Below are 21,041 nucleotides of genomic sequence, written 5' to 3'. Positions count from 1 at the left end.
GAGCGGCCCCATGATCGATCAGCGCGAACAGGACGACCACCGCAGCCGCCAGTTCCCGGTGGAAGAGGACATGGCATTCCAGCACAAGGTCTGGCGCTTCGAGCGGGTCGGCTGGTACGTATTGGTGCTGTTGGTGATCCTGACCCTGCTCGGGCTGTTTTCCCGTGGTCCGCTGAGCAGTCGCGAAGCGCAAAGCGCGGACGGCAGCATCGGCGTCGAATACGAGATGTTTCATCGCAACGGCTCGGTCAATCCGCTGGTCATCCGTCTGCAGGGACCGTCCAACGCGGTGCTGGAGGTGGAACTCGGCGGCGATTGGCTGGAGGGGTTCGATGTGCAGAGCGTGCAACCGCAGCCAGTGCGTTCGGCCGCCGCGGGGCAGGGTATGAAGGTCTGGGTCCGGGCCGACGGGCAGGGGCGGGCCAACCTGCACTTGTCACTGCTCGGTGAAGGCCTCGGTAACTATAAAAGCCGCATCGCAACGCCCAATGGCGCCGAGGTCAGGTTCAATCAATTCATCTTTCCATAGGTGACGTATGGATTCGGTATTGCGAGCCGCCGCGATGTACGCGGTATTGCTGGTGTTGTTCAAGATCGCCGGGCGACGTTCGCTGGCGGAGATCACCACCTTCGATTTCGTCCTGTTGATGATTATCGGCGAGGCGACCCAGCAGGCGTTGTTGGGGGACGATTTCTCGATGACCAATTCGTTCATGGTCATCGTCACGCTGATTGCCATCGACGTCGGGTTTTCCCTGCTCAAGCTGCGCTCCGACTGGGTTTCGCGGCTGATCGATGGTGGCCCGACCGTCATCGTCGAGGACGGGCGCATCTTGCAGGCACGCATGCGTCACGCTCGGCTGATAGAGGCAGACATCATGGAAGCGGCGCGCTCGAGCCAGGGCATCGAGACCCTGGATCAGATCAAGTTCGCGATCATCGAACGCAACGGGAAGATATCGGTGATTGCCAAGGAGTGATCCTTGGTAGTGGCGGGGCTTTTTGTGGCGAGGGAGCTTGCTCCCGCTGGGCTGCGAAGCGGCCCTGAAATCTTGCGGTCGCTACGCAACCGAGCGGGAGCAAGCTCCCTCGCCACAGAGTCAAAAGCCCGGAGCCCGGAGCCCGGAGCCCGGGGACCACAGGTCCGCGGGATTGCGACGAGCTTTAAAGGATCGGCTTGCCCCCGGTCACCGCATACCGCGAGCCGGAAATGTAGCTGGACTCATCCGAGGCCAGCAGCACGAAGATCGGCGCCACTTCCACGGGCTGGCCGGGGCGCCCCAGTGGGGTCTGCGAACCGAAGTTCTGCACTTCTTCCTCGGGCATCGTGGCAACGATCAGCGGTGTCCAGATCGGCCCTGGCGCGACGCTGTTCACCCGGATGCCCTTGGGCCCGAGCATCTGCGCCAGGCCGCCGGTGAAGTTGGCGATGGCGCCTTTGGTCGTGGCATAGGCCAGCAGTGTCGGCTTGGGCATGTCCGAGTTGACCGAAGTGGTGTTTATGATCGATCCGCCGGCCTTCATGTGCGGCACCGCGGCCTGGCAGATCCTGAACATTGCGGTGATGTTGATATCGAACGTGCGCACCCATTCTTCGTCCGGAATCTCTTCCAGGGTTTCGTGAGTCATCTGGAACGCGGCGTTGTTGACGAGGACGTCGATGCGGCCGAAGCGCGCCACGGTTTCATCGACGACCTTGCGGCATTGGGCCTTGTCCGCCAGGTCGCCGGGCAGCAACAGGCATTGCCGGCCGGCCTGTTCGACCCAGCGAGCGGTCTCCTTGGCATCCTCGTGCTCGTTCAGGTAGGAAATGGCCACGTCAGCGCCTTCGCGGGCGAAGGCAATGGCTACCGCGCGCCCGATGCCGCTGTCGGCGCCGGTGATCAGGGCAATCTTGTTCGCCAGGCGACCGGAACCCTTGTAGCTTTGTTCACCGCAGTCTGGATACGGGTCCATTTTCTGCTGGCTGCCGGGGACGGGCTGGCTTTGTTTGGGGAAGGGTGGGGTTGGGTAATCGGCCATTTTCGTTCTCCATGGCAGTTGGTTGCGATGGAGGGTGGACTGTGAGGTTTCGGGCGGAGTTCGGTCGGATTTCCCGTCGGTCGATGAGCGTGCCCGCCAAGCGTTTCGTCGATCGTGCTCATGTTCGGCTGAACGTGGGCACGGTCATGCTCTCCAATGGCAACAAGACTGCATAAGGAGAAGGGCATGTTCAGTCACATTCAGATTGGTGCGCGTGATCTACCGAAAATGGTCGCGTTCTACGATGCCGTCCTGGGGTGCCTGGGGTTGGTGCGCATGGACAGCGAGGACGACTCGGGCCCGCCTGGGGAAGGCTGGCATCAACCCGGCAGGCATTGGCCGCAGGTGTTCGTCCAGGTGCCGATCAATGGTCTGCCCGCGACCTGGGGCAATGGCATGCAAGTGAGCTTCGCCGCCGATTCGCCGCAGACCGTGCGCGCCGCCTGGGACATGGCCCTGGCGATGGGCGGTTTCGACGAAGGCGCGCCGGGCCCGAGGCCGCAGTATTCTAAGGATTACTTCGGGGCTTATTGCCGGGATCCGGAGGGCAATAAGTTGTGCTTTGTGCATACGCCGGATATGTATGACTGACCCGATCTGGAGGTGATCTGCTCCTGGGGTGATCCGCTCGTGAGGTCATCCGCTCTTGAGATGATCCGCTGTTGTGGCGAGGGAGCTTGCTCCCGCTGGGCTGCGTAGCAGCCCCAAAATCTTGCGGTCGCTACGCAACCGAGCGGGAGCAAGCTCCCTCGCCACGGGGGGATCTGCTCAGCCTCGGGTCTTCAGGCTCCGCTCCATCCGCGCAAGGCCTTCCTCCAGCAAGGCCCTCGGGCAACCGAAGTTCAGCCGCACGAATTGCCCGGCATCATCGCCAAAATCCATCCCGGCGCTCAAGCCGACCTTGGCTTCCTTCAGAAAAAACGCTTGCGGATCGTCCAGCCCCAGCGCGGAGCAATCCAGCCAAGCCAGGTAGGTCCCCTGGGGCACGGTCATGGTCACGCCCGGCAAGCGGTTCTTCACCGCGTCGACCAGGTAATCCCGGTTGGCTTGCAGGTAGGCCTTCAATGCCTCCAGCCACGGACCCGCTTCGCTGTAGGCGGCACGAGTCGCCTCCAGGCCCAGCGCATTGACGCTGTCGACCATGCCCGCCCTGGCGCTGTTGACCCGCTCGCGCAGCCTGGCGTTCTGGATGATCGCAAAGGAGGTTTTCAGCCCCGCGATGTTGTAGGCCTTGCTGGCCGACATCAGCGTGATGGTACGCTCGGCAATCTCCGCGCCGAGGCTGGCGGTGGGGATGTGCACGCGGCCATCGAAGCACAGTTCGGCATGGATCTCGTCGGAAATGATCCAGGCGTCCTGCTCGATACAAATGTCCGCCACGGCCTTGAGTTCGTCGCGCCCGAACACTTTGCCCAGCGGGTTGTGTGGATTGCTCAGCAGCAGCGCGCCGCCGCCCTGCAAGGCGTCGCGCAATGCGCCCAGGGGTGTGTGGAACTCTCCGTCGAGCGGGGTGAAGGGCAACTCCACCTTGTTCAGGTTCCAATGGCCCGGCGCATGACGCAGCGGTGGGTAGTTGGGCACCTGCACCACGACGTTCTGCTGCGGCTCGACCAACGCATGCAAAGCCATGTTGAAACCTGGCTCGACCCCTGGCAGGAACAGGATCTGCTGGGGCTCGACGCGCCAGCCATACTTGCTCCAGAGATCGGCGACGATGGCGGCGCGCAGGCTGTCCTGGGCCACGCTGTAGCCCAGCATCGGATGCTCAAGGCGCTTGTGCAGCGCATCGATCACCATTGGCGGGGCGGCAAAATCCATGTCGGCCACCCACATCGGCAATACCTCGGCCGGGTAACGGCTCCATTTGGTGCTGCCGGTGCCTTGGCGTTCGAACACCTGGTCGAAATCGAAAGTCATGGGAGTTCCATCAGTCAGGGATACAGAATCGCGCCATCATAAAGCAAAGAGGCTGGACAAAAAGATTGGTAGCTAATTGCCATTAATTTGTTTCAATGCGCTACAGTTTCGTCCCGAGACGTCGATACGCCGCCGACGGACGCCCCGTTCATGACAAGGACAGCCCGATGAAATCGCCCCTGCGCTTTAACGATCACTACCGCAAAGCCGATCGCATCATGCTCGGGCTGCTCTGGCTCACGCTCTTGTATTCGCTGGGCCTGGCATTTCTCCATTCGACCTTCACCCAGGCGCTGCTGATCGGCGCACCGACATGCCTGCTGGCTACGCTGCTCTACCGGGGCATCGGCGGCACCCGTGCGATGCGCTGCATCATCGCCATGGCGCTGATGGTCATGGCCGCGCTACACATCAACCAGACCCGAGGCGTGATCGAGTTCCACTTCGGCATCTTCGTGCTGCTGGCGGTGTTGACGTTCTATCGCGACTGGCTGCCAATCGTCGTGGCCGCCGGTACCATCGCCGTTCACCACGTCGGGTTTCATTGGCTCCAGCATCAGGGCTACCCGGTATTCGTGATGGATGCCCACGGCGGCTGGACGATGATTTTTGTGCATGCCTTTTATGTTGTCGTCGAAAGCGTGATTCTGATCTACCTGGCGAACCAGAGCCTGGCTGATGCAACGGACAACCAGGACGTGCTCGACAAGGTGCTGGCCGCCGCCGCGCAGTTGAGTCGTGACACCGACACACAACGCAGCCAGGGCGTGAAAGTCTCATCCGGCGAGCGTTTCGACCATTTCCTCCTGCAAGTGACCAACCTGGTGGACGGTGTGGTGCGCGACACCCGTGACCTGTCGGACCTCGGCCAGGACCTGTCCCAGGTCGGTCAGACCCTGGAAAATGGTGCCCGGCACCAGTTGGACGAAGTGGCACAGATGAGCGGCGCGATCGGCCAGCTGATGCAGGCCATGGAGAGTATTACCGGCCACGTCGGCCAGACGCTGCAACGCGCCGGGCAGGCCAACGAGCAAGTCAACCGGGGGCGCACCACGGTTGACCAGACCCGGGAAGAAATTCTCGAACTGGCGGGACGGATCAACCTGACCAATGAAACCGTGCAACTGCTGGCCGAGCAGGCGCAGCAGATCGGCCAGGTGCTGGACGTGATCAACAGCATCGCCGAACAGACCAACCTGCTGGCCCTCAACGCGGCCATCGAGGCGGCCCGGGCCGGCGAGCAGGGGCGTGGGTTCGCCGTGGTGGCCGACGAGGTCCGGACGCTGTCCCAACGGACCTCGACTTCCACCACGGAAATCCAGCAGATCATCGCCAAGCTGCAACAGGGCAGCCGTCAGGCTGCGATCGCCATGCAAGACAGCCGTGAAGGGGTCGAGCGTTGCGTATCCGCCAGCCAGCAGGCCTCGCAACTGTTGCATGCTGTCGTCGAAGACATCGCGGTGATCAACCATTTCAACGACCTGATCGCCAGCACGACCCAGCAACAGTGCGCGGCGTCGATGGGTATCAATGAGCGCTTGCAAACGGTCCAGGCCGTGGCCGAGCGCAACGCCGACAACATCGGTGTGCTGACCCGCAGCAGCCAATGCCTGCCGCCTTTGGCGGAGCGGCTGGCGGCGCTGGGGCAGGCGTTTCATGGGACCGACCGGCAGCTTCAGCGAAAATAGCGTCGATTCAAATGTATCGCTGTGTATCCAGCCCCGCTGTCGATACGAACTGATTCCTTCAAGCCCGTTGCTGACACATCTGGGATACCTCGCCGGCGTCAAATGAGCCCCATCGAGACAGCATAAGCCGTCTCAGGACCTCACTCAAACGCCGGAGACATCACCATGAACCTGAAGAACCTCAGCCTCGCTTCACTGTTTGCCGTCCTCAGCCTCGGCGCCCTGACCGCCAACGCCCAGGACAGCGTCAAGCCACACACCTACATGTACGGCGATCATCTGGACATCGCCAAGGTGCTGTCGGTCAAGCAAGGGTCGGGCTCGGGCTGCGGCGTCGTCGAATCGCGGATGACCTATCTGGACTCCACCGGGACGATCCGGGCGCTGGACTACAGCGCTCTGGCCCAGGGGTGCGACCAGGATAATTGATCGCCGATCACCGCTAACTGTGGCGAGGGAGCTTGCTCCCGCTCGGTTGCGCAGCGACCGCAAAACTTGGGGCCGCTACGCAGCCGAGCGGGAGCAAGCTCCCTCGCCACGGGCTGTCACTTGCTGGCGGTTACGCCAGGTTGAACGGCAACTGCCGCAGCGGTTTGCCCGTCAGGCTGGCGATCGCATTGGCAAACGCCGGGGCCAGTGCGGGCAGGCCGGGTTCGCCCATGCCGGTTGGCGGTTCGGCGCTGGGAACGATGTGCACGGCGATCTGTGGCATGTCGGTGATGCGCGGCACGCTGAAGTCGGCGAAGTTGCTCTGCTGCACGACACCGTCTTTCAGCGTGACGGCACCGCCCGGCAGGCACATCGACAGGCCCATCAGGGCCGCGCCTTGAACCTGGGCTTCGACGCTGCGCGGATTGACCACCAGGTTGCAATGGACCCCGGCGGTCACGTTGTGCAGCACCGCACGCCCGTCCTGCACCGAGGCCTCCACCACATAAGCCACCACCGAACTGAACGACTCGTGGACCGCCACGCCCCAGGCCTGGCCGGCGGGCAGTTGACGCTTGCCGTATTCGCTCTTGTCCACCGCCAGTTGCAGCGCGGCGCGATGGCGTGGGCTCTGATCGCCGAACAGGTTCATGCGATACGCCACCGGGTCCTGTTTCGTCGCGCGGGCGATTTCGTCGATCAGCGTTTCCATCACAAAGGCCGTATGGGTGGAACCCACGCTGCGCCACCACAACACCGGCACGTTGAGCTTGGGATGATGCACGGACAATCGCATCGGCAGCGGGTAGGGATCGCGCATGCCTTCGGTCGCGGTGGGGTCGATGCCGTTTTTCATCTGCCCACCGAACAGCGTGCCGGTGAGGATGGATTGCCCGACCAGGGCGTGGTCCCAGGCCAGGACTTTGCCGCTGTCGTCAAAACCGATGCGCGCACGGTGCAGGTGCATCGGGCGGTAGTAGCCACCCTTGATGTCATCTTCTCGACTCCACAGCGTGCGCACCGGCGCATCGATGCCGGCAGCACGGGCGGCCTTGGCCACTTCACAAGCCTGCACGACGAAATCATTGCTGGGCACACCACGCCGGCCGAAGCCGCCGCCCGCCGTCTGTACATTGACCTGGACTTGCTCGGGCTTGAGATTCAACACCTTGGCCGCCGCCGCGCCATCGCCGCCGGGGAATTGCGTGCCGACCCACAACTGGGCGCGACCCTCGGACAACTGGACGGTGCAGTTCAGCGGTTCCATGGGCGCGTGGGCCAGGTAAGGGAAAATGAACTCGGCCTCCAGCTGATGCGGCGCCGTGGCAAGTGGTTTCATGTCGGCATCAAAGTGGACCAGGCCAGGCTTGCCGGCCAGTTCCCGGTACTGAGCCAGCTGTTTTTCCGTGTCCACTTTCTCGACTTTGGCCACGTCCCACTCGACTTTAAGCGCATCGCGCCCCAGCTTCGCCGGCCAGTAACCGTCGGCAACCACCGCAACGCCTTCGGCGCCGCCGTCCAGCGGCACGCGCAAAACGGCTTTCACGCCTTTGGTCGCCCGTGCGGCGCTGTCGTCCAGGGACGCGATCCGGGCACCGAACACCGGTGGCCGGGCGACCACGGCGGTCAGTTGCCCCGGTAGATTCACATCAATGCCGAAATCCTGCTGGCCGCTGCTCTTGGCCTTCGCATCGAGGCGGGTGGTGGCCTGGCCGATGATGCGAAAATCCTTCGGATCCTTGAGCGTGACCTTCTCCGGAACGGGCAATGCCATGGCCGCTTCGGCGAGCTCGCCGTAACTGGCCTTGCGGCCGCCAGGCCCCAACACCGTGCCGTTTTGCGTGGTCAGGCTCGCCGCATCGACGTTCCAGCGCGCGGCGGCAGCGCTGAGCAGCATGGCGCGAGCGCGGGCGCCCAGTTCGCGGTATTGCGTGTAGCTGTTCTTGATCGAATTGGAGCCACCGGTGAGGTGAATGCCAAACGCCGGGTCCATGTAGGCCGAGTCGTTGCTGCCGTTGCGCGTGCGCACCAGACTCCAGTCGGCGTCGAGCTCTTCGGCGAGGATCATCGGCAGGCCGGTCTGGACACCCTGGCCGAACTCCAGGCGGTTGATCGTTACGGTGACTTCGCCAGTCGGCGCGATCTGCACGAAGGCCGAAGGTTGTTGAGTCGGCTTGAGCGCGCCGTCGCCAGCGCCGTTGGCCTGTTGCCCCAAGGCCAGGTGAGGAAACGCGCCCAAGGCCAGGCCGCCGATACCGATGATCTTGAGAAAGCTGCGCCGGGGCAGGGTGGCGGGGCCGTCGCTGTCGTCGCGTTCAAGCAGGTGCTGCAAGGCGCGCGGAAACTCGTTGGGAAAAATCTCGTTCAGCATGGCGAGCTCCTGTCAGGCGAGGGTCTTGGCGGCATCGGCCACCGCGGCGCGAATACGGGCGTAGGTGCCACAGCGGCAGATATTGCCGGCCATGGCCGAGTCGATCTCGGCTGGCGTGGGTTGCTTGCCCTTGGGCTGCGCCTTGAGGAACGCCGTGGCGCTCATGATCTGGCCGCTCTGGCAGTAACCGCATTGCGCCACGTCATGTTTGACCCAGGCGTCATGCACGGCGCTACCGACCGGGTCGCTGCCGTCGGTGGCCGCCTCGATGGTGGTGATCTTCTTGCCAAGCGCCGCGGCCACCGGGGTCACGCAGGAGCGAATGGCCTGGCCATCCAGGTGGACGGTACAGGCGCCACACAGGGCTGCGCCGCAGCCGAACTTGGTGCCGGTCATGCCCAGCGTGTCGCGCAGGGCCCAGAGAATCGGGGTGCCGGGATCTACGTCAACCGTGTGTTCACGGCCGTTGATATTGAGGGCGCTCATAGTCGGACCAGCTCCAGATGGTTTGGCACCGATTACTATAGAAAGCATCGGCGGGGAAAGCTTGCACGATCCGGTCCGATGATTGCCCAATCTTGCAAATCCACCGTCCTTTCGTTTGAAACCCTCAGATCTCACGGCTCACACCAAACCCCTGTGGGAGCGAGCCTGCTCGCGAAGGGGCCCGCCCATTCAACATCATCATTGGCTGACATTCCGCCATCGCGAGCAAGCTCGCTCCCACTCTGGAACCACGACAGACGCAGATTTCACGGCTCACACCAAACCCCTGTGGGAGCGAGCCTGCTCGCGAAGGGGCCTGCACATTCAATATATCCACTGGCTGACAGCCTGCCTTCGCGAGCAGGCTCGCTCCCACACTGGATCCTCGGCAGCCGCAGATTTCACGGTTCACATGGACCCCCTGTGGGAGCGAGCCTGCTCGCGAAGGGGCCCGCCCATTCAACATCATCATTGGCTGACATTCCGCCATCGCGAGCAAGCTCGCTCCCACTCTGGAACCACGACAGACGCAGATTTCACGGTTCACATGGACCCCCTGTGGGAGCGAGCTTGCTCGCGAAGGGGCCCCGCCCATTCAACATCTTCATTGGCTGACACGCCGCCTTCGCGAGCAAGCTCGCTCCCACACTGGATCCTCTACAGACGCAGATTTCACGGTTCAGCGAGACAAACAAAACGACAACCCGGGCTCCGCTCTGCGCGCAATCAAGGTCCACCCGTGCGCCCGGGCAATCTCCTGGCAGATCGTCAGGCCCAGCCCGGCGCCATGATCGCGGCGATGAGCCCCGCGCCAGAAACGGGTGAATATCTGCACCATTTGCTCCTGCGTCACGCCAGGGCCCCAGTCGCGCACAGTCAGCGTATCGGCGCCGAGCTCCAGCAACACCTGGGTACCACGAGGCGCATGCTGAATGGCATTTTCCAGGAGATTTTTCAGCAGGGTAAACAAGGCGCTACGATCGGCCTGCCAAGGCTCGGCCACAGCCGTCGGGCCAGCCAGGACGAGGCGCACATCGGCCGCGTCGGCCATGCGTTGCAGATAACCTGCCGCTTGCCGCGCAACCTCCATGACATCCACGGCGGCGAAACTGTAGTTATGCGCCTCGCTGGTCTCGGCCAGCAGCAACAGTTGCTGAACCTGGCGTGCCATGTGCTCGGCATCGTTGAGCAACGAGTCGCGGCCTTTGTCTGGCGCCATCAGTTCGAGCTGTGCGCGGATCAGCGCCAGTGGCGTCTTCAGTTCGTGCGCGGCGGTTGCTAGAAATTCCTGCTGGACCCGGTAGCCGTGTTCCAGGCGCTCAAGCGCGCTGTTGAAGCTGGTCACCAGCGGCGCTACCTCGGACGGCACGGTTCTGACATCCAGCCGTGAGTGCAGGGAGCGAGGGGAGATGGCCGCCGCCGACTCCGAGACCTCGCGTAGCGGTTTGAGCGTGTAGCCCAGCGTGAAATAGGCGCAGGTGCCAAAGACGAAGAGCAGCACCAGGCTGAACAGGACGATCCCGGCGCCCATGAAAGGCCAGGCAAAGCCCTTGTGCAGCAGGTTCATCAGGCGTTCGCTGACGGCGAATTGCAGGTACAAGGTGTGGTCGACCTGCTCCACCGGAGCGGTCGCGGCGTACATCGTGATGCCTTTGCGCTCGAACTTGAAGCGCCCCTGTTCCGCGGGGCGAACCGTTGCGGCCGAAGCCCAGAAAGCCTCGTCAGTGGAAGCCAGGAGGACGTTTGCCTCTGAATCCAGGACCCGATAGCCGATTTCCTCGCCCAGGCTGTTGAAGGTCCAGACGCGATCGCCCTCGCTGTTGTCGAACCCGGTGGGTCGGCCCGCCGCGTCGAACTGCAGCTTGCCGGCCAGCTCATGGGTGCGCTCGGCGACGTCGGTGGTCAGCAGGATATCGCTCTTGGACGTGATGAGCGCGAACGCGCCCAGTGCAATCAGCAGGATGCTCAAGCCCACGCCCGCGACGTAGGCGACCAGTACCTTGAAGCTGATGCTATTGCGCCAGATCGTCTTGCCGAAGGGCATAACCCAGGCCTCTGAGGTTGACTATCCGTTGGTGGGAACCGATCGCCAGCAGCTTGCGGCGAATCCGATGCAGGGCCACGTCCAGGGCATTCGGCGTCACGGCTTCACTCAAGCCCCATGCCGCCGCCTCGATGGCGCTGCGCCGGACGATTTCGCCAGGTTTGCGCAGCAGCAACAGCATGATCTGCATCTCCGCCGGCGCTAGCGGAATGCTACCTTCGACGCTGCACATGAGGCCTGTGTCGGGCTGCACACTGAGGTCGCCATGGGAAGGCGCCAACGAACGCCGCTCTGCGGGGCGACGCAGCAGGGCTCGCACGCGCGCGACCATTTCGTCCATGGCGAACGGCTTGGGCAGGTAATCATCCGCTCCTGCATCGAGGCCTTCGATCCGGTCATGCAGCGCGTCACGCGCGGTCAGGACCAGGCACGGCAGGCCCAGCCCGGCATTACGCAAACGCGCCAGCAACAGCAGCCCATCGCCGTCCGGCAGGCCGCGATCAAGCACCAGCGCCTGGTAAGGCACTTGCTGGATTGCCGCCCACGCCGCGTCGATGCGGCTGATCACATCGACGGCGATGCCGGCGCTCGCCAGGCCTTTGCACACCAGTTGCGCGAGGCGTTCGTGGTCCTCGACCAGCAGGATGCGGCTCATCAGAAACGGTACAGGTAGCCGAACAGCACGCTGTTCTCGGTGGACTGGTCGACCAGCGGGCTGTCCTTGATTTCATTGGCAAGGCTCGTCGCCTTGAGGTCCAGGAACACTGAGTGATGGTCATCGAACATATAGTTTCCACGTACGCCAAATTCGGTGTTGATGCCGGACTTGCCATCATAGGCCGCCCGATCGATGCGAGCTTCATTTTCCCGAACGCCAAAGTAGTAATCGATGTATTTTTCGTCCTGCCAGATGGCCGCCAGCCGTGGCGTCAGCATGATGTGTTCACCGATCCGCCAGGATCGCTCCAGGCCCAGGGTGAAACGCTGGCCCTTGCTGTTGCCCGAAACGTCGCCCAGCCACTCGGCGCTGACATCGGCCAGGTCATTGCGCCATTCGATCTTGGCGCCCGCCCAGAATCCGCCTTTGCGATCGCTCATGCCCTCCAGGATTCGCGCGTCGTCGTCATCGTAGCCACTGAAATCGTATTCGCCGACGAGGCTGAAATCGAGCTGCTGGGTGTCGCTGATCTCCAGGCCCGGCAGCTTGATTTCGGCGGTGGGGCCGAAGACACGAAGGTATTCATTCTCGAAATAGATCAGCGGCAGGACCTCGCTGTCACGGTCGATGCCTTCGTACGGCTGTTGGCTGCTGACCGCACCCACGCCGAGCCCCCAGGCGGAGCCTTCAGGCTGGTCGGCACTGGCCGCCATCGACGCGCACACGCCCAGCACGAACGCCGTGCCGGCGGTGGTCAACCGGATCGCAATTGCAGTTTTCGAAATGGACAGGGGCATGGAAGTCTCCGGATCAATGGGATGAAAGCGTCCCTATCGTTGAGAACTTCTTCTTACTGAACACTTACGGTTCGGCCTGGGTAAGCGCCTTTTTGCCGGTAAGACTTGCGCAAGGTTTCCTGGCGGATAGTTGCCGCCTCAAGCAAACGCGGCTTCTTGCGCAGGAATACGAACCCTATGAAAAGAAAAACACGGCATGTCGTGCTGTTTGTCGTGACCATGGCCTGCGCCATCGCCGTCGGGATGATCGCTGTTTCGCCCGGCCCTCGCCAGGCCAAGGTCGAGGTGCCCGCCAGGCCGGCATTGACGGTGGCCGTCACCCGACTGCAATCGTCCATGTTGCCGATCCGTATCCAGGCGAACGGCAACATTGTCGCCTGGCAGGAAGCCAGTGTCGGCACCGAGGCCGATGGCCTGCGGTTGGCCGAGGTCATGGTCAACGTCGGCGATGTGGTCCGGCGCGGCCAGGTACTTGCCACGTTCAGCGCCGAGACGATGACCGCTGAACTCGCCCAGCGTCGCGCCGCCACCGCCGAAGCGCAAGCGACGCTTGCCGAGGCGCGAGCCAATGCGCAGCGCGCCCGTCAATTGCAGTCGAGCGGGGCGCTCTCGAAGCAGGAGGTTCACCAACAGCTGACGGCCGAACGCACGGCTCAGGCGCGGCTGGAGGCGGGCAGGGCGCTGGAGCGTATCCAGCACCTGCGTCTGGCCCAGACCCAGGTCCTGGCCCCCGATGACGGGGTGATTTCGGCGCGCAGTGCCACGGTAGGCGCGGTACTGCCCGCTGGCCAGGAGCTGTTTCGCTTGATTCGTAACGGACGGCTCGAATGGCGCGCCGAAGTCGCGGCCCCCGACCTTGTCAAGTTCAGCCCCGGCCAGCTCGCGCAGGTAACTCCGGTCAATGGCGGGGCGATAGAGGGCCGGGTGCGCAGGGTTGCGCCGACGGTCGACCTGCAGACTCGCAACGGCCTGGTCTATGTCGATTTGCCCACGGGCACGGCGGCGCGTGCCGGAATGTTTGCCCGGGGCGAGTTCGAAGTGGCCGCCGAACGGATGATGACGCTGCCCCAAAGCGCCGTGCTGCAGCGTGACGGTTTTAATTACGTGCTGCAGGTAGGACCGCACTTGAAGGTGAGCCAGGTCAAGGTGACGGTCGGCCGCCGCGTTGGCGACCGTATCGAGATAACCGCGGGTGTCGACGCTGGCGCCGCAGTGGTCGAAACCGGCGGTGGTTTTCTTGCCGAGGGTGACCTCGTCCGGGTTGTCCAGGCGCGCACCGACCCAATGAACAACCACCCAGCACCTGGGAGTGCGAAATGAGCCTCAACTTGTCGTCCTGGTCGATCCGCAATCCGACGCCTTCGGTCCTGTTGTTCATCCTGCTGACCTTCGCCGGCTTGATGGGCTTCTGGAAGATGAAGGTGCAGAACTTCCCTGACGTCGATCTGCCGATGGTCAGCGTGTCGGCCGAGCTGCCCGGGGCTTCGCCCGCGCAACTGGAAAATGACGTGGCCCGCAAGCTCGAGGATTCGCTCGCAACCGTGCAGGGCGTCAAGCATATCCAGAGCATCCTGACCGACGGCAACGCCGCTATCTCGATCGAGTTCCACCTCGACAAGCCCACCCAGGAAGCGCTGGATGACGTGCGTGATGCGGTGTCACGGGTCCGGGCCGACTTGCCCGCCGACTTGCGCGACCCGGTGGTCCGCAAGATCGAACTCGCCGGTTCGCCGATCCTGACCTACACGGTTTCGGCCAAGCGGATGGACGACGAAGCGCTGTCCTGGTTTGTCGATAACAACGTCAGCAAGGCCTTGCTGGCGGTGCCTGGCGTGGGGGCCGTCACTCGGGTCGGTGGGGTGGCCCGGGAGATTCGCATCGACCTCGATCCCGCGCGTCTGCTGGCGCTGAACACCTCGGCCCTGGACGTCTCTCGCCAGCTGCGCCTGATCCAGCAAGAGGCATCGGGCGGACGCGTTGACCTTGGCGGCGCCGAGCAGACGGTGCGCACCCTCGCCACGGTGCAGTCGGCCGCGGAAATCGCCTTGCTTGACGTGACCTTGAGCGACGGCCGGCGTGTCCGGCTCGACCAGCTGGCAACGGTCTTCGATACCGTCGGCGAACCCCGGTCGGCGGCGTTCCTCGACGGTAAGCCAGTGGTCGGCTTTGAAATCACCCGGGCCAGAGGGGCCGGCGAAATCGAGGTGGATGAAGGCGTACGCGCCGCCCTGGAGTTGCTCAAGACCCGTCACCCCGAAATCACCGTCACCCAGGCTTTCAACTTCGTCGACCCAGTGATCGAGAATTATCGGGGCTCCATGCACCTGCTTTATGAAGGCGCGGCGCTCGCGGTGCTGGTGGTGTTCCTGTTTCTGCCGGATTGGCGCGCGACCTTCGTTTCGGCCGTCGCGTTGCCGCTGTCGGCGATACCGACGTTCGCCGTAATGCACTGGATGGGGTTCACCCTCAACACCGTGACGCTATTGTCGCTGTCGCTGGTCATCGGCGTGCTGGTGGACGACGCCATCGTCGAGGTCGAGAACATCGGGCGCCATTTGCAGATGGGCAAGAAACCTTATCAAGCCGCCATGGATGCTTCCGATGAAATCGGCCTGGCGGTGGTCGCCACGGCATTCACGCTGATCGCGGTGTTCCTGCCCACGGCTTTCATGAGCGGTACGGTCGGCAAGTTCTTCGTCCAGTTTGGCTGGACGGCGGCAACCGCAGTGTTTTTCTCCCTCGTCGTCGCCCGCTTGCTGACGCCCATGATGGCGGCCTACCTGATGCGCGCGCCGAAAAGGCCGGCCCAGGATGCGCCCGGGTTGATAAACCGCTACCTGTCCTGGGCGCGCTGGTGCTTGCGCCATCGCGTGGTGACCACGCTCGGCGCGGTGGCTTTTTTCGCCGGGGGGCTGATGCTCGCCACCGTTTTGCCGGGCACCTTCATTCCGCCGGATGACGACTGGCAGACCCAGGTCACCCTCACGCTTGCGCCCGGCAGCAAACTGGGCGACACGCTGGCGTTGGCTGAGCAAGCGCGGCAGATAATCACGCAAAATCAGCACGTCAGAAAGGTCTACACCGCGGTGGGGGATGGCAGCGCCGGCGCGGACCTGATCGAACCGGCCGGCAGCGATGTCGCGAATGTCCGCACGGCGGTGCTGACGCTTAACCTGACGCACCGCAACGAGCGTCCCGGACTGACCCGGCAGCAGCTCGAAAACCAGCTACGCGAAGCGCTCGCCGTGTTGCCTGGCGCGCGTATCAAGGTCGGTATGGGAGAGTCGGAAAGCTACGTGCTGGTGCTCGCGGGTGAGGACGCTAGCTTGCTCACCCGGCATGCGCAGCAGGTGGAACGAGAGCTGCGTAGCGTGCCGGGCGTGGGGGCGGTGATCTCGACCGCCAGCCTGATGCGCCCTGAACTGGTGGTTCGGCCGGATTTCGCCAGGGCCGCCGACCTGGGCGTGACCGCCAGCGCGATTGCCGACACGCTCCGCGTGGCCACCCTGGGAGATTACGACCAGGAGCTTGCCAAGCTCAATTTCAGCGACCGCCAGGTGCCCATCGTCGTGCGGCTGAGCGACACCGCCCGCGAGGACTTCGAGACGCTGAAACGTCTGCCGGTGCCCGGCGCGCGGGGTCCGGTTGCGCTGGAGAACGTGGCGACGCTGGAAATCAGCAGTGGCCCGACGCAAATCGAACGGTTCGACCGCATGCGCAATGTCAACATCGAGATCGAGACGAACGGCCAACCGTTGGGCGACATCGAGCAAGCTGTCCTTGCCTTGCCAAGCTTGCAGAATCTGCCGCCAGGCCTGGTGCGAACCTCGGTAGGCGATGCCGAGGCCATGGGCGAACTGGCCTCCGGATTCGGCGTGGCGATGCTGACCGGGGTGTTGTGCATCTACATGGTCCTGGTGCTGCTGCTCAAGGATTTCCTGCAACCGCTGACGATCCTTGCCGCCCTGGTTCTCTCGGTGCCTGGGGCCTTCGTGGCGCTGTTCGTGACTGGCTCGACATTGTCCATGCCCTCGATGATCGGCCTGATCATGCTGATGGGCATCGCGACGAAAAATTCGATCCTGCTGGTCGACTACATCATCCTCGCGCGTCGACGCGACGGCCTGAGCCGCCAGGAAGCGATCCTCGACGCCTGCGGCAAACGCGCCCGGCCGATTGTCATGACGACAATCGCGATGGGCGCAGGCATGATGCCAATCGCCCTGGGCCTGGGGGCCGACCCGAGCTTTCGCGCACCGATGGCCATCGTCCTGATTGGCGGGCTTGTCACGTCAACGCTGTTGAGCCTGCTGGTCATACCCGTGGTGTTTTCCTATGTGGACGATGGGGCGCAGTGGTTGTACAAACGCACCGGTAACGTTTCTCGCAGCGAAGCGCTGGAGTGATCAATTGATGATGTCAGCAAAGATCAGGAATGTGACGTCGCCTTGGCGCCGGCTCATGCTGGGAGTCGTCGCGACCTTGGCATGCCTTGTAACGGCGGCAGGCTGCGCGCGGCAACCCAGCGCGGCCGATGCCATGACCGAAGCGGAAAATTTCCAGGCGTATGCCCAGGCATCCCGCGCCTGGATCGAGGAAAAGCGCCTGTTCCAGACCGAAAATCGCGCCGATGAGCTGGCCTGGAACGCGCCTTATGAAGTGCGCCCCGATGTTCCTTCCACCAAGGCCATTCTCTTGCTGCATGGCTTGGGGGATTCACCCTGGTCCTTCGTCGACATCGCCCGGGATCTGGCTGCGCAAGGCTACGTGGTGCGCGTCGCATTGCTGCCCGGGCATGGCACCAAGCCGGCCGACTTGATCGATGTGCAACTGGAACAGTGGCAACAGTTGGTCGAGCAGCAGGTTGCGTTGCTGCACAAGGAGTTCGCGAACGTCTACCTGGGCGGCTTCTCGACCGGTGCCAATCTGGCGCTGGCCTATGCCGCCAGGGACCCGGACATCAAGGGCCTGGTGCTGTTTTCCCCGGCCTTTCGCTCGAGCGAGTCCTACGACTGGGCCACGCCCTGGCTGGCGCATTTCAAGACCTGGATCCTTGCGCCCGACAACTCCCGGCCGCAGCAGTCGCCCGTGCGCTACCACAATGTCCCCACCAACGGCTTTGCCCAGTTCTACCGCAGCAGCGTAGCGGTTCGCCGGCTCATCGAGCAGCAAGACTTCGATCGGCCGGTGGTTATCGTGCTGACCGAGCAGGATTCAGTCGTCGACGTGCGCTACGTGCGGGAGCTGTTCCAACGGCGCTTCACCCATGCCGCGAGCCGGTTGATCTGGTATGGCCAGGCGCAGCCGACCGGCGCCAGGGACGCTGCGCAGCAACAGCGCATCCTGACGCGCAGCGACCGCATCGCCGATGAACGCATCAGCCAGTTCTCCCACATGGGCATCCTCTTCTCGCCAGCCAACCCGCTCTACGGTCGTTCGGGCACCTTGCGGTTCTGCCGCAACAGCCGCAATGCCGACGAAGTGGCCCGGTGCGAAGCGGGGGAAGAGGTCTGGTATTCGGACTGGGGGTACAGCGAGCCGGGGAAGATCCACGCCCGGCTGACTTACAATCCTTATTTCGAATGGCAGTCCGGGGTGATTCGTGGGGTTCTACAGGTGGCAGAGCAGGGCAGTTGAATCGCCCTGACCCTTCAGCCTGCCCTACTTCTAGCGTCCCGTGCTCCCGATATGTCGTATGGATACCGCGTTTCGCCGTACTATCATTTCTGATAGTAGGCGTTATAAAGGTAGTGGAGTAATTTCAGGGGGAGATTTTTTATATGAATTGAAAAACGAGGGTGGGGTTGATGAATAAAAAATTTGCCTTGGCGATGTCCTTTTGCGTAATGGCTGGGTGTGGCTCGGCGATCGAACATCAGCCAGCATATTCCACCCCAACTGCTGCTGCGAGTACAGGGGCTGTAGATTTCACCAAACCGCGAGGAAGTTACGCTAACCCGATGTACTGGAGTGAGGCTGGGAAGGCAGGGGATATACACCGCTCAGGTAGCTCGGGACCCTTTTTTGAGGCGCGCTTCGACAATAGCAATCAAGCTAACTTCCCACAAGTAGGCTTTGATAATGATTATTGGCTTTACCGAGGGAGATATGCTGGGACATTTGCTGATCCTATAAGTGGAGCAGATATAACGTATATTGGCGCTGTTCACCTTAACAGGGAAAATAGGCTCCTGTTCAAATCTAAAGTGGCATCGCGCTATTCGCGTGGTTTTCCAGCGGGTGCTGTGGATGATGAAAATTGGTCCTATCAAGGTGAACATGCAGGTACGTTTTCAGATCCTAAACGTTTAGGGTCGCCTGCATATGTGGGTGCGATATATTCAGACTACCTCGGGAGTCAATATAATCTGTATGCCTCTAGAATCGATGGCCCCACAAGTGCTTCAGGGGAGACACCTTTTCCTCCTCCTGGAGGGGAGAATACTTGGTGGAAAGCGGCTGCCAAAGGTTGCTCATTAGCCAATCCAATAGTTAGCACGCCAACTTCTACCAACGAGTTCAATGAACGAATTCCCGCAGGTCGCTATCTGGATATCCAATCGTTGATTAGCAGAGTACCTTCCATCAAAACCGGTGTGCTGTTGTCGGAGGTACGCGCACCGCTGCTTGAACTGCGTTCGAAGGAGGGGAACTATGTCGTCAGAAGCGCTAACCTTCTGGAGGAAAAACGAGGCGATATTGTCGGAGACATGGTGTTGGTTACGCGTAATGATGGTGCTGCATGGTCTCTTATCAATACACCAACGCATAAAGGCATGTTGATCGGCGACGTAAAAGGTGAGCAGCGATGGATTGAACATAAGGATGATGAGGTTGATAAGGTTGATTCAATAAAATCGCCCGATGAACCTGTACCAGCAAATGCGTCAGCCGATGCTACCACGGATTGTGCAGGAAATTATATTGTCCATGTACTTGCAGGGTATTCAAGATCCGCACAGGCTTTTGTTGTCGATCCAATAGCTCATGCTTTGGCTCAGATGGAAAGCTCGAATCTGGGACTAAGAAACTCTAATATTGGTGTGCGTTTAAGGCTGGCAGCCACAGAAACGATTGACCAGGACTATGGGATTACTACCGAGACACTGGCCTTGGTGCAGTCTCTCTTTTTAACCGCTGCAAATCAGTCTTCTGCTGACGTTGTTGCGGCTTATTTTTATCCGCACGCTGGCAGCAGTGCCGCGGGATGGGGTTATGTGCCCGGGCAGTTTAGCGTGAACTCGGCTGATGTTTCTTACGTGTTTAGGCACGAAGTCGCCCACAACGCTGGTGGCAGCCATTGTTCTAAAGGTGTTGTAGGGGCATATAAATTCGGTTATGGCAAAAGTTTTTTGTGCGGCAACTCCATCCCTTTTTATTCTGCTCCTCGGATACTGGATGAGAGTGGCAATCCGCGCGGCGATGCACGCACAGCGGATATGGCAAGGACCTGGAGTGAGCGGGCTCCTGCAATGTCCGGCTATAGAAAGGCGATATATTATCCAGAGGGGACCGTTCCTTGATACCCATGTTGTTGCTTCTGATAAGGCCCGCCTCTGAATCCACAAGAGGGTTTTGAATTGATGTCCGGCCTGTTTCGAGTGACACTTCCGGGTAATTCGTGGGGTTCACAGGTGGCAGAGCAGGGCAGTTGAATCGCCCTGACCCTTCAGCCTGTTCCAGAACTCCTCTGCCGCTGCGCTGATCGGCGCGGTTGGGCGGGTGAGATGGATTTCCAATGGAATATCCCAGCTTTCATCCAGGGCCCGGACCAGGCGCCCGTCGGCCATTTCCTGTTCTGTCAGGCTTTTGGGCAGCCACGCGACGCCCTTGCTTTCCAGTGCCATGGACATCAGCACCGCGGCGAGATGGCTGCTGAAAAGCGGCTTGAGGTGCAGGTATTCCTCCTTGCCGTGGAGTCGGTGAGCGACGATACGCCCGAGTCCCGATTCCTGGGTGTAGGCCAGGTAAGGCAACGTCGCCGGTGAGGTACCGAAAGTGGCCGAGGCACTCGCCAAGGGTATCAGGACGTCCTCGCCGACCTTTTTTCCGCTGAATTGATCAGGCGCCAACAGTGGCGGTACGTCGGGGTGCCGATGGCAGAGCAGGAACTGCACCTGACCGTGAATCAGCATCTGCTCGCACACCGCCATGCTGTCGGAGTGCAGGCGCACGGCATCTATCGGCGCGCCATTCTCGGCGCTTCTCAGCCAACGCGGAAAAAACGTGAACGACAGCGAATGCGTGGCTGCGAATTGCAGCGTCTTGGCGGCCACTCCGGCGACTTCCTGGGCCTCGGTGCGCAGCCTGTAGAGGCGCCTCGCAGCCTCCTGGGCGCCAGGCAGAATCTGCCTTCCAGCCTCGGTCAGCGTCGCGCCTTGAGGCGTGCGCACAAACAGATCCACGCCCATCCAGTTTTCCAGCGAACGGACCCTGCGACTGAAAGCCGGCTGCGTAACGTGGCGCGCTTCGGCGGCGCGAACGAAGCTGCCGTACTCTGCAAGTGCTGAAAAATCTTCTAGCCAGACGAGTTCCAAGGGCAATGCCTCCTGTGCATAGGGCGCGGCATTAATAGCATTGGGCGGGTTTCGTCGCAAAGCATAACGTGGGGTCAACCACAACAAGAGGA

17 protein-coding genes are annotated in these 21,041 nt (G+C 62.0%); 9 read left to right on the top strand and 8 right to left on the bottom strand.

The window, feature by feature from the left end:
• The first annotated feature begins 10 nt into the window (after positions 1–10).
• Both J3P96_RS14120 and J3P96_RS14115 read left to right on the top strand, forming a co-directional pair.
• Positions 11–529, top strand: a complete 519-nt coding sequence (locus J3P96_RS14120) for a hypothetical protein (protein WP_434651691.1) — start codon at positions 11–13, stop codon at positions 527–529.
• Between the two features lie 7 nt (positions 530–536).
• Entirely contained in the window at positions 537–980 is a 444-nt protein-coding gene (locus tag J3P96_RS14115) for a DUF421 domain-containing protein (RefSeq protein ID WP_434651689.1), read from the top strand.
• A 184-nt stretch (positions 981–1,164) separates the two neighbouring features.
• On the opposite strand, the gene J3P96_RS14110 is transcribed toward J3P96_RS14115, so the two are convergent.
• The gene (locus J3P96_RS14110) at positions 1,165–2,022 is read right to left on the bottom strand and encodes an SDR family oxidoreductase (protein WP_434568527.1); all 858 of its coding nucleotides are present in this window, start codon (positions 2,020–2,022) and stop codon (positions 1,165–1,167) included.
• Between the two features lie 186 nt (positions 2,023–2,208).
• Between J3P96_RS14110 and J3P96_RS14105 the strand changes: the two genes are divergently transcribed.
• Positions 2,209–2,613 (top strand): VOC family protein, encoded by a 405-nt coding sequence (locus J3P96_RS14105; protein ID WP_434568526.1) that lies wholly within the window; start codon positions 2,209–2,211, stop codon positions 2,611–2,613.
• A gap of 177 nt (positions 2,614–2,790) precedes the next feature.
• Here the strand turns inward: J3P96_RS14105 and J3P96_RS14100 are convergent, their stop codons facing one another.
• The gene (locus tag J3P96_RS14100) at positions 2,791–3,939 is read right to left on the bottom strand and encodes a MalY/PatB family protein (protein WP_434651685.1); all 1,149 of its coding nucleotides are present in this window, start codon (positions 3,937–3,939) and stop codon (positions 2,791–2,793) included.
• Between the two features lie 167 nt (positions 3,940–4,106).
• Here J3P96_RS14100 and J3P96_RS14095 point away from each other — a divergent pair, with 167 nt between their 5' ends.
• Positions 4,107–5,627 (top strand): methyl-accepting chemotaxis protein, encoded by a 1,521-nt coding sequence (locus tag J3P96_RS14095; protein ID WP_434568524.1) that lies wholly within the window; start codon positions 4,107–4,109, stop codon positions 5,625–5,627.
• A gap of 165 nt (positions 5,628–5,792) precedes the next feature.
• Positions 5,793–6,056, top strand: a complete 264-nt coding sequence (locus J3P96_RS14090; protein WP_434623781.1) for a DUF2790 domain-containing protein — start codon at positions 5,793–5,795, stop codon at positions 6,054–6,056.
• 130 nt (positions 6,057–6,186) lie between these two features.
• Here J3P96_RS14090 and J3P96_RS14085 read toward each other — a convergent pair whose 3' ends face one another.
• From J3P96_RS14085 to J3P96_RS14065, 5 genes are all read right to left on the bottom strand, one after another.
• Positions 6,187–8,427 (bottom strand): molybdopterin cofactor-binding domain-containing protein, encoded by a 2,241-nt coding sequence (locus tag J3P96_RS14085; protein ID WP_434651682.1) that lies wholly within the window; start codon positions 8,425–8,427, stop codon positions 6,187–6,189.
• 12 nt (positions 8,428–8,439) lie between these two features.
• Positions 8,440–8,913, bottom strand: coding sequence for a (2Fe-2S)-binding protein (locus tag J3P96_RS14080; protein ID WP_305494711.1), 474 nt, complete (start codon positions 8,911–8,913; stop codon positions 8,440–8,442).
• 679 nt (positions 8,914–9,592) lie between these two features.
• The gene (locus tag J3P96_RS14075) at positions 9,593–10,957 is read right to left on the bottom strand and encodes a sensor histidine kinase (RefSeq protein WP_434651679.1); all 1,365 of its coding nucleotides are present in this window, start codon (positions 10,955–10,957) and stop codon (positions 9,593–9,595) included.
• Entirely contained in the window at positions 10,926–11,612 is a 687-nt protein-coding gene (locus tag J3P96_RS14070) for a response regulator transcription factor (protein ID WP_434568519.1), read from the bottom strand. The genes J3P96_RS14075 and J3P96_RS14070 overlap by 32 nt, the downstream gene beginning before the upstream one ends.
• Complete coding sequence (locus tag J3P96_RS14065) at positions 11,612–12,412, bottom strand: MipA/OmpV family protein (protein WP_434651677.1); 801 nt, start codon at positions 12,410–12,412, stop codon at positions 11,612–11,614. Before J3P96_RS14065 ends, J3P96_RS14070 begins: the two co-directional genes overlap by 1 nt.
• A 177-nt stretch (positions 12,413–12,589) precedes the next feature.
• On the opposite strand from J3P96_RS14065, the gene J3P96_RS14060 reads away from it, so the two are divergent.
• From J3P96_RS14060 to J3P96_RS14045, 4 genes are all read left to right on the top strand, one after another.
• Entirely contained in the window at positions 12,590–13,732 is a 1,143-nt protein-coding gene (locus J3P96_RS14060; protein ID WP_434651675.1) for an efflux RND transporter periplasmic adaptor subunit, read from the top strand.
• Complete coding sequence (locus tag J3P96_RS14055) at positions 13,729–16,818, top strand: efflux RND transporter permease subunit (protein ID WP_434651673.1); 3,090 nt, start codon at positions 13,729–13,731, stop codon at positions 16,816–16,818. Before J3P96_RS14060 ends, J3P96_RS14055 begins: the two co-directional genes overlap by 4 nt.
• Positions 16,819–16,873: 55 nt before the next feature.
• On the top strand, positions 16,874–18,049 hold the full coding sequence (locus tag J3P96_RS14050) for an alpha/beta hydrolase (RefSeq protein WP_434651671.1): 1,176 nt from the start codon (positions 16,874–16,876) through the stop codon (positions 18,047–18,049).
• A gap of 170 nt (positions 18,050–18,219) precedes the next feature.
• Positions 18,220–19,935, top strand: a complete 1,716-nt coding sequence (locus tag J3P96_RS14045) for a hypothetical protein (protein WP_434651670.1) — start codon at positions 18,220–18,222, stop codon at positions 19,933–19,935.
• A gap of 105 nt (positions 19,936–20,040) precedes the next feature.
• Here J3P96_RS14045 and J3P96_RS14040 read toward each other — a convergent pair whose 3' ends face one another.
• The gene (locus J3P96_RS14040; protein ID WP_434651667.1) at positions 20,041–20,949 is read right to left on the bottom strand and encodes a LysR family transcriptional regulator; all 909 of its coding nucleotides are present in this window, start codon (positions 20,947–20,949) and stop codon (positions 20,041–20,043) included.
• Between the last annotated feature and the right edge of the window lie 92 nt (positions 20,950–21,041).

Source organism: Pseudomonas sp. R3-56 (genome assembly GCF_051132075.1).
Classification (GTDB): domain Bacteria; phylum Pseudomonadota; class Gammaproteobacteria; order Pseudomonadales; family Pseudomonadaceae; genus Aquipseudomonas.
The sequence above is the reverse complement of the archived record's forward strand: the minus strand, read 5'-3'. Positions and strand labels throughout refer to the sequence as shown.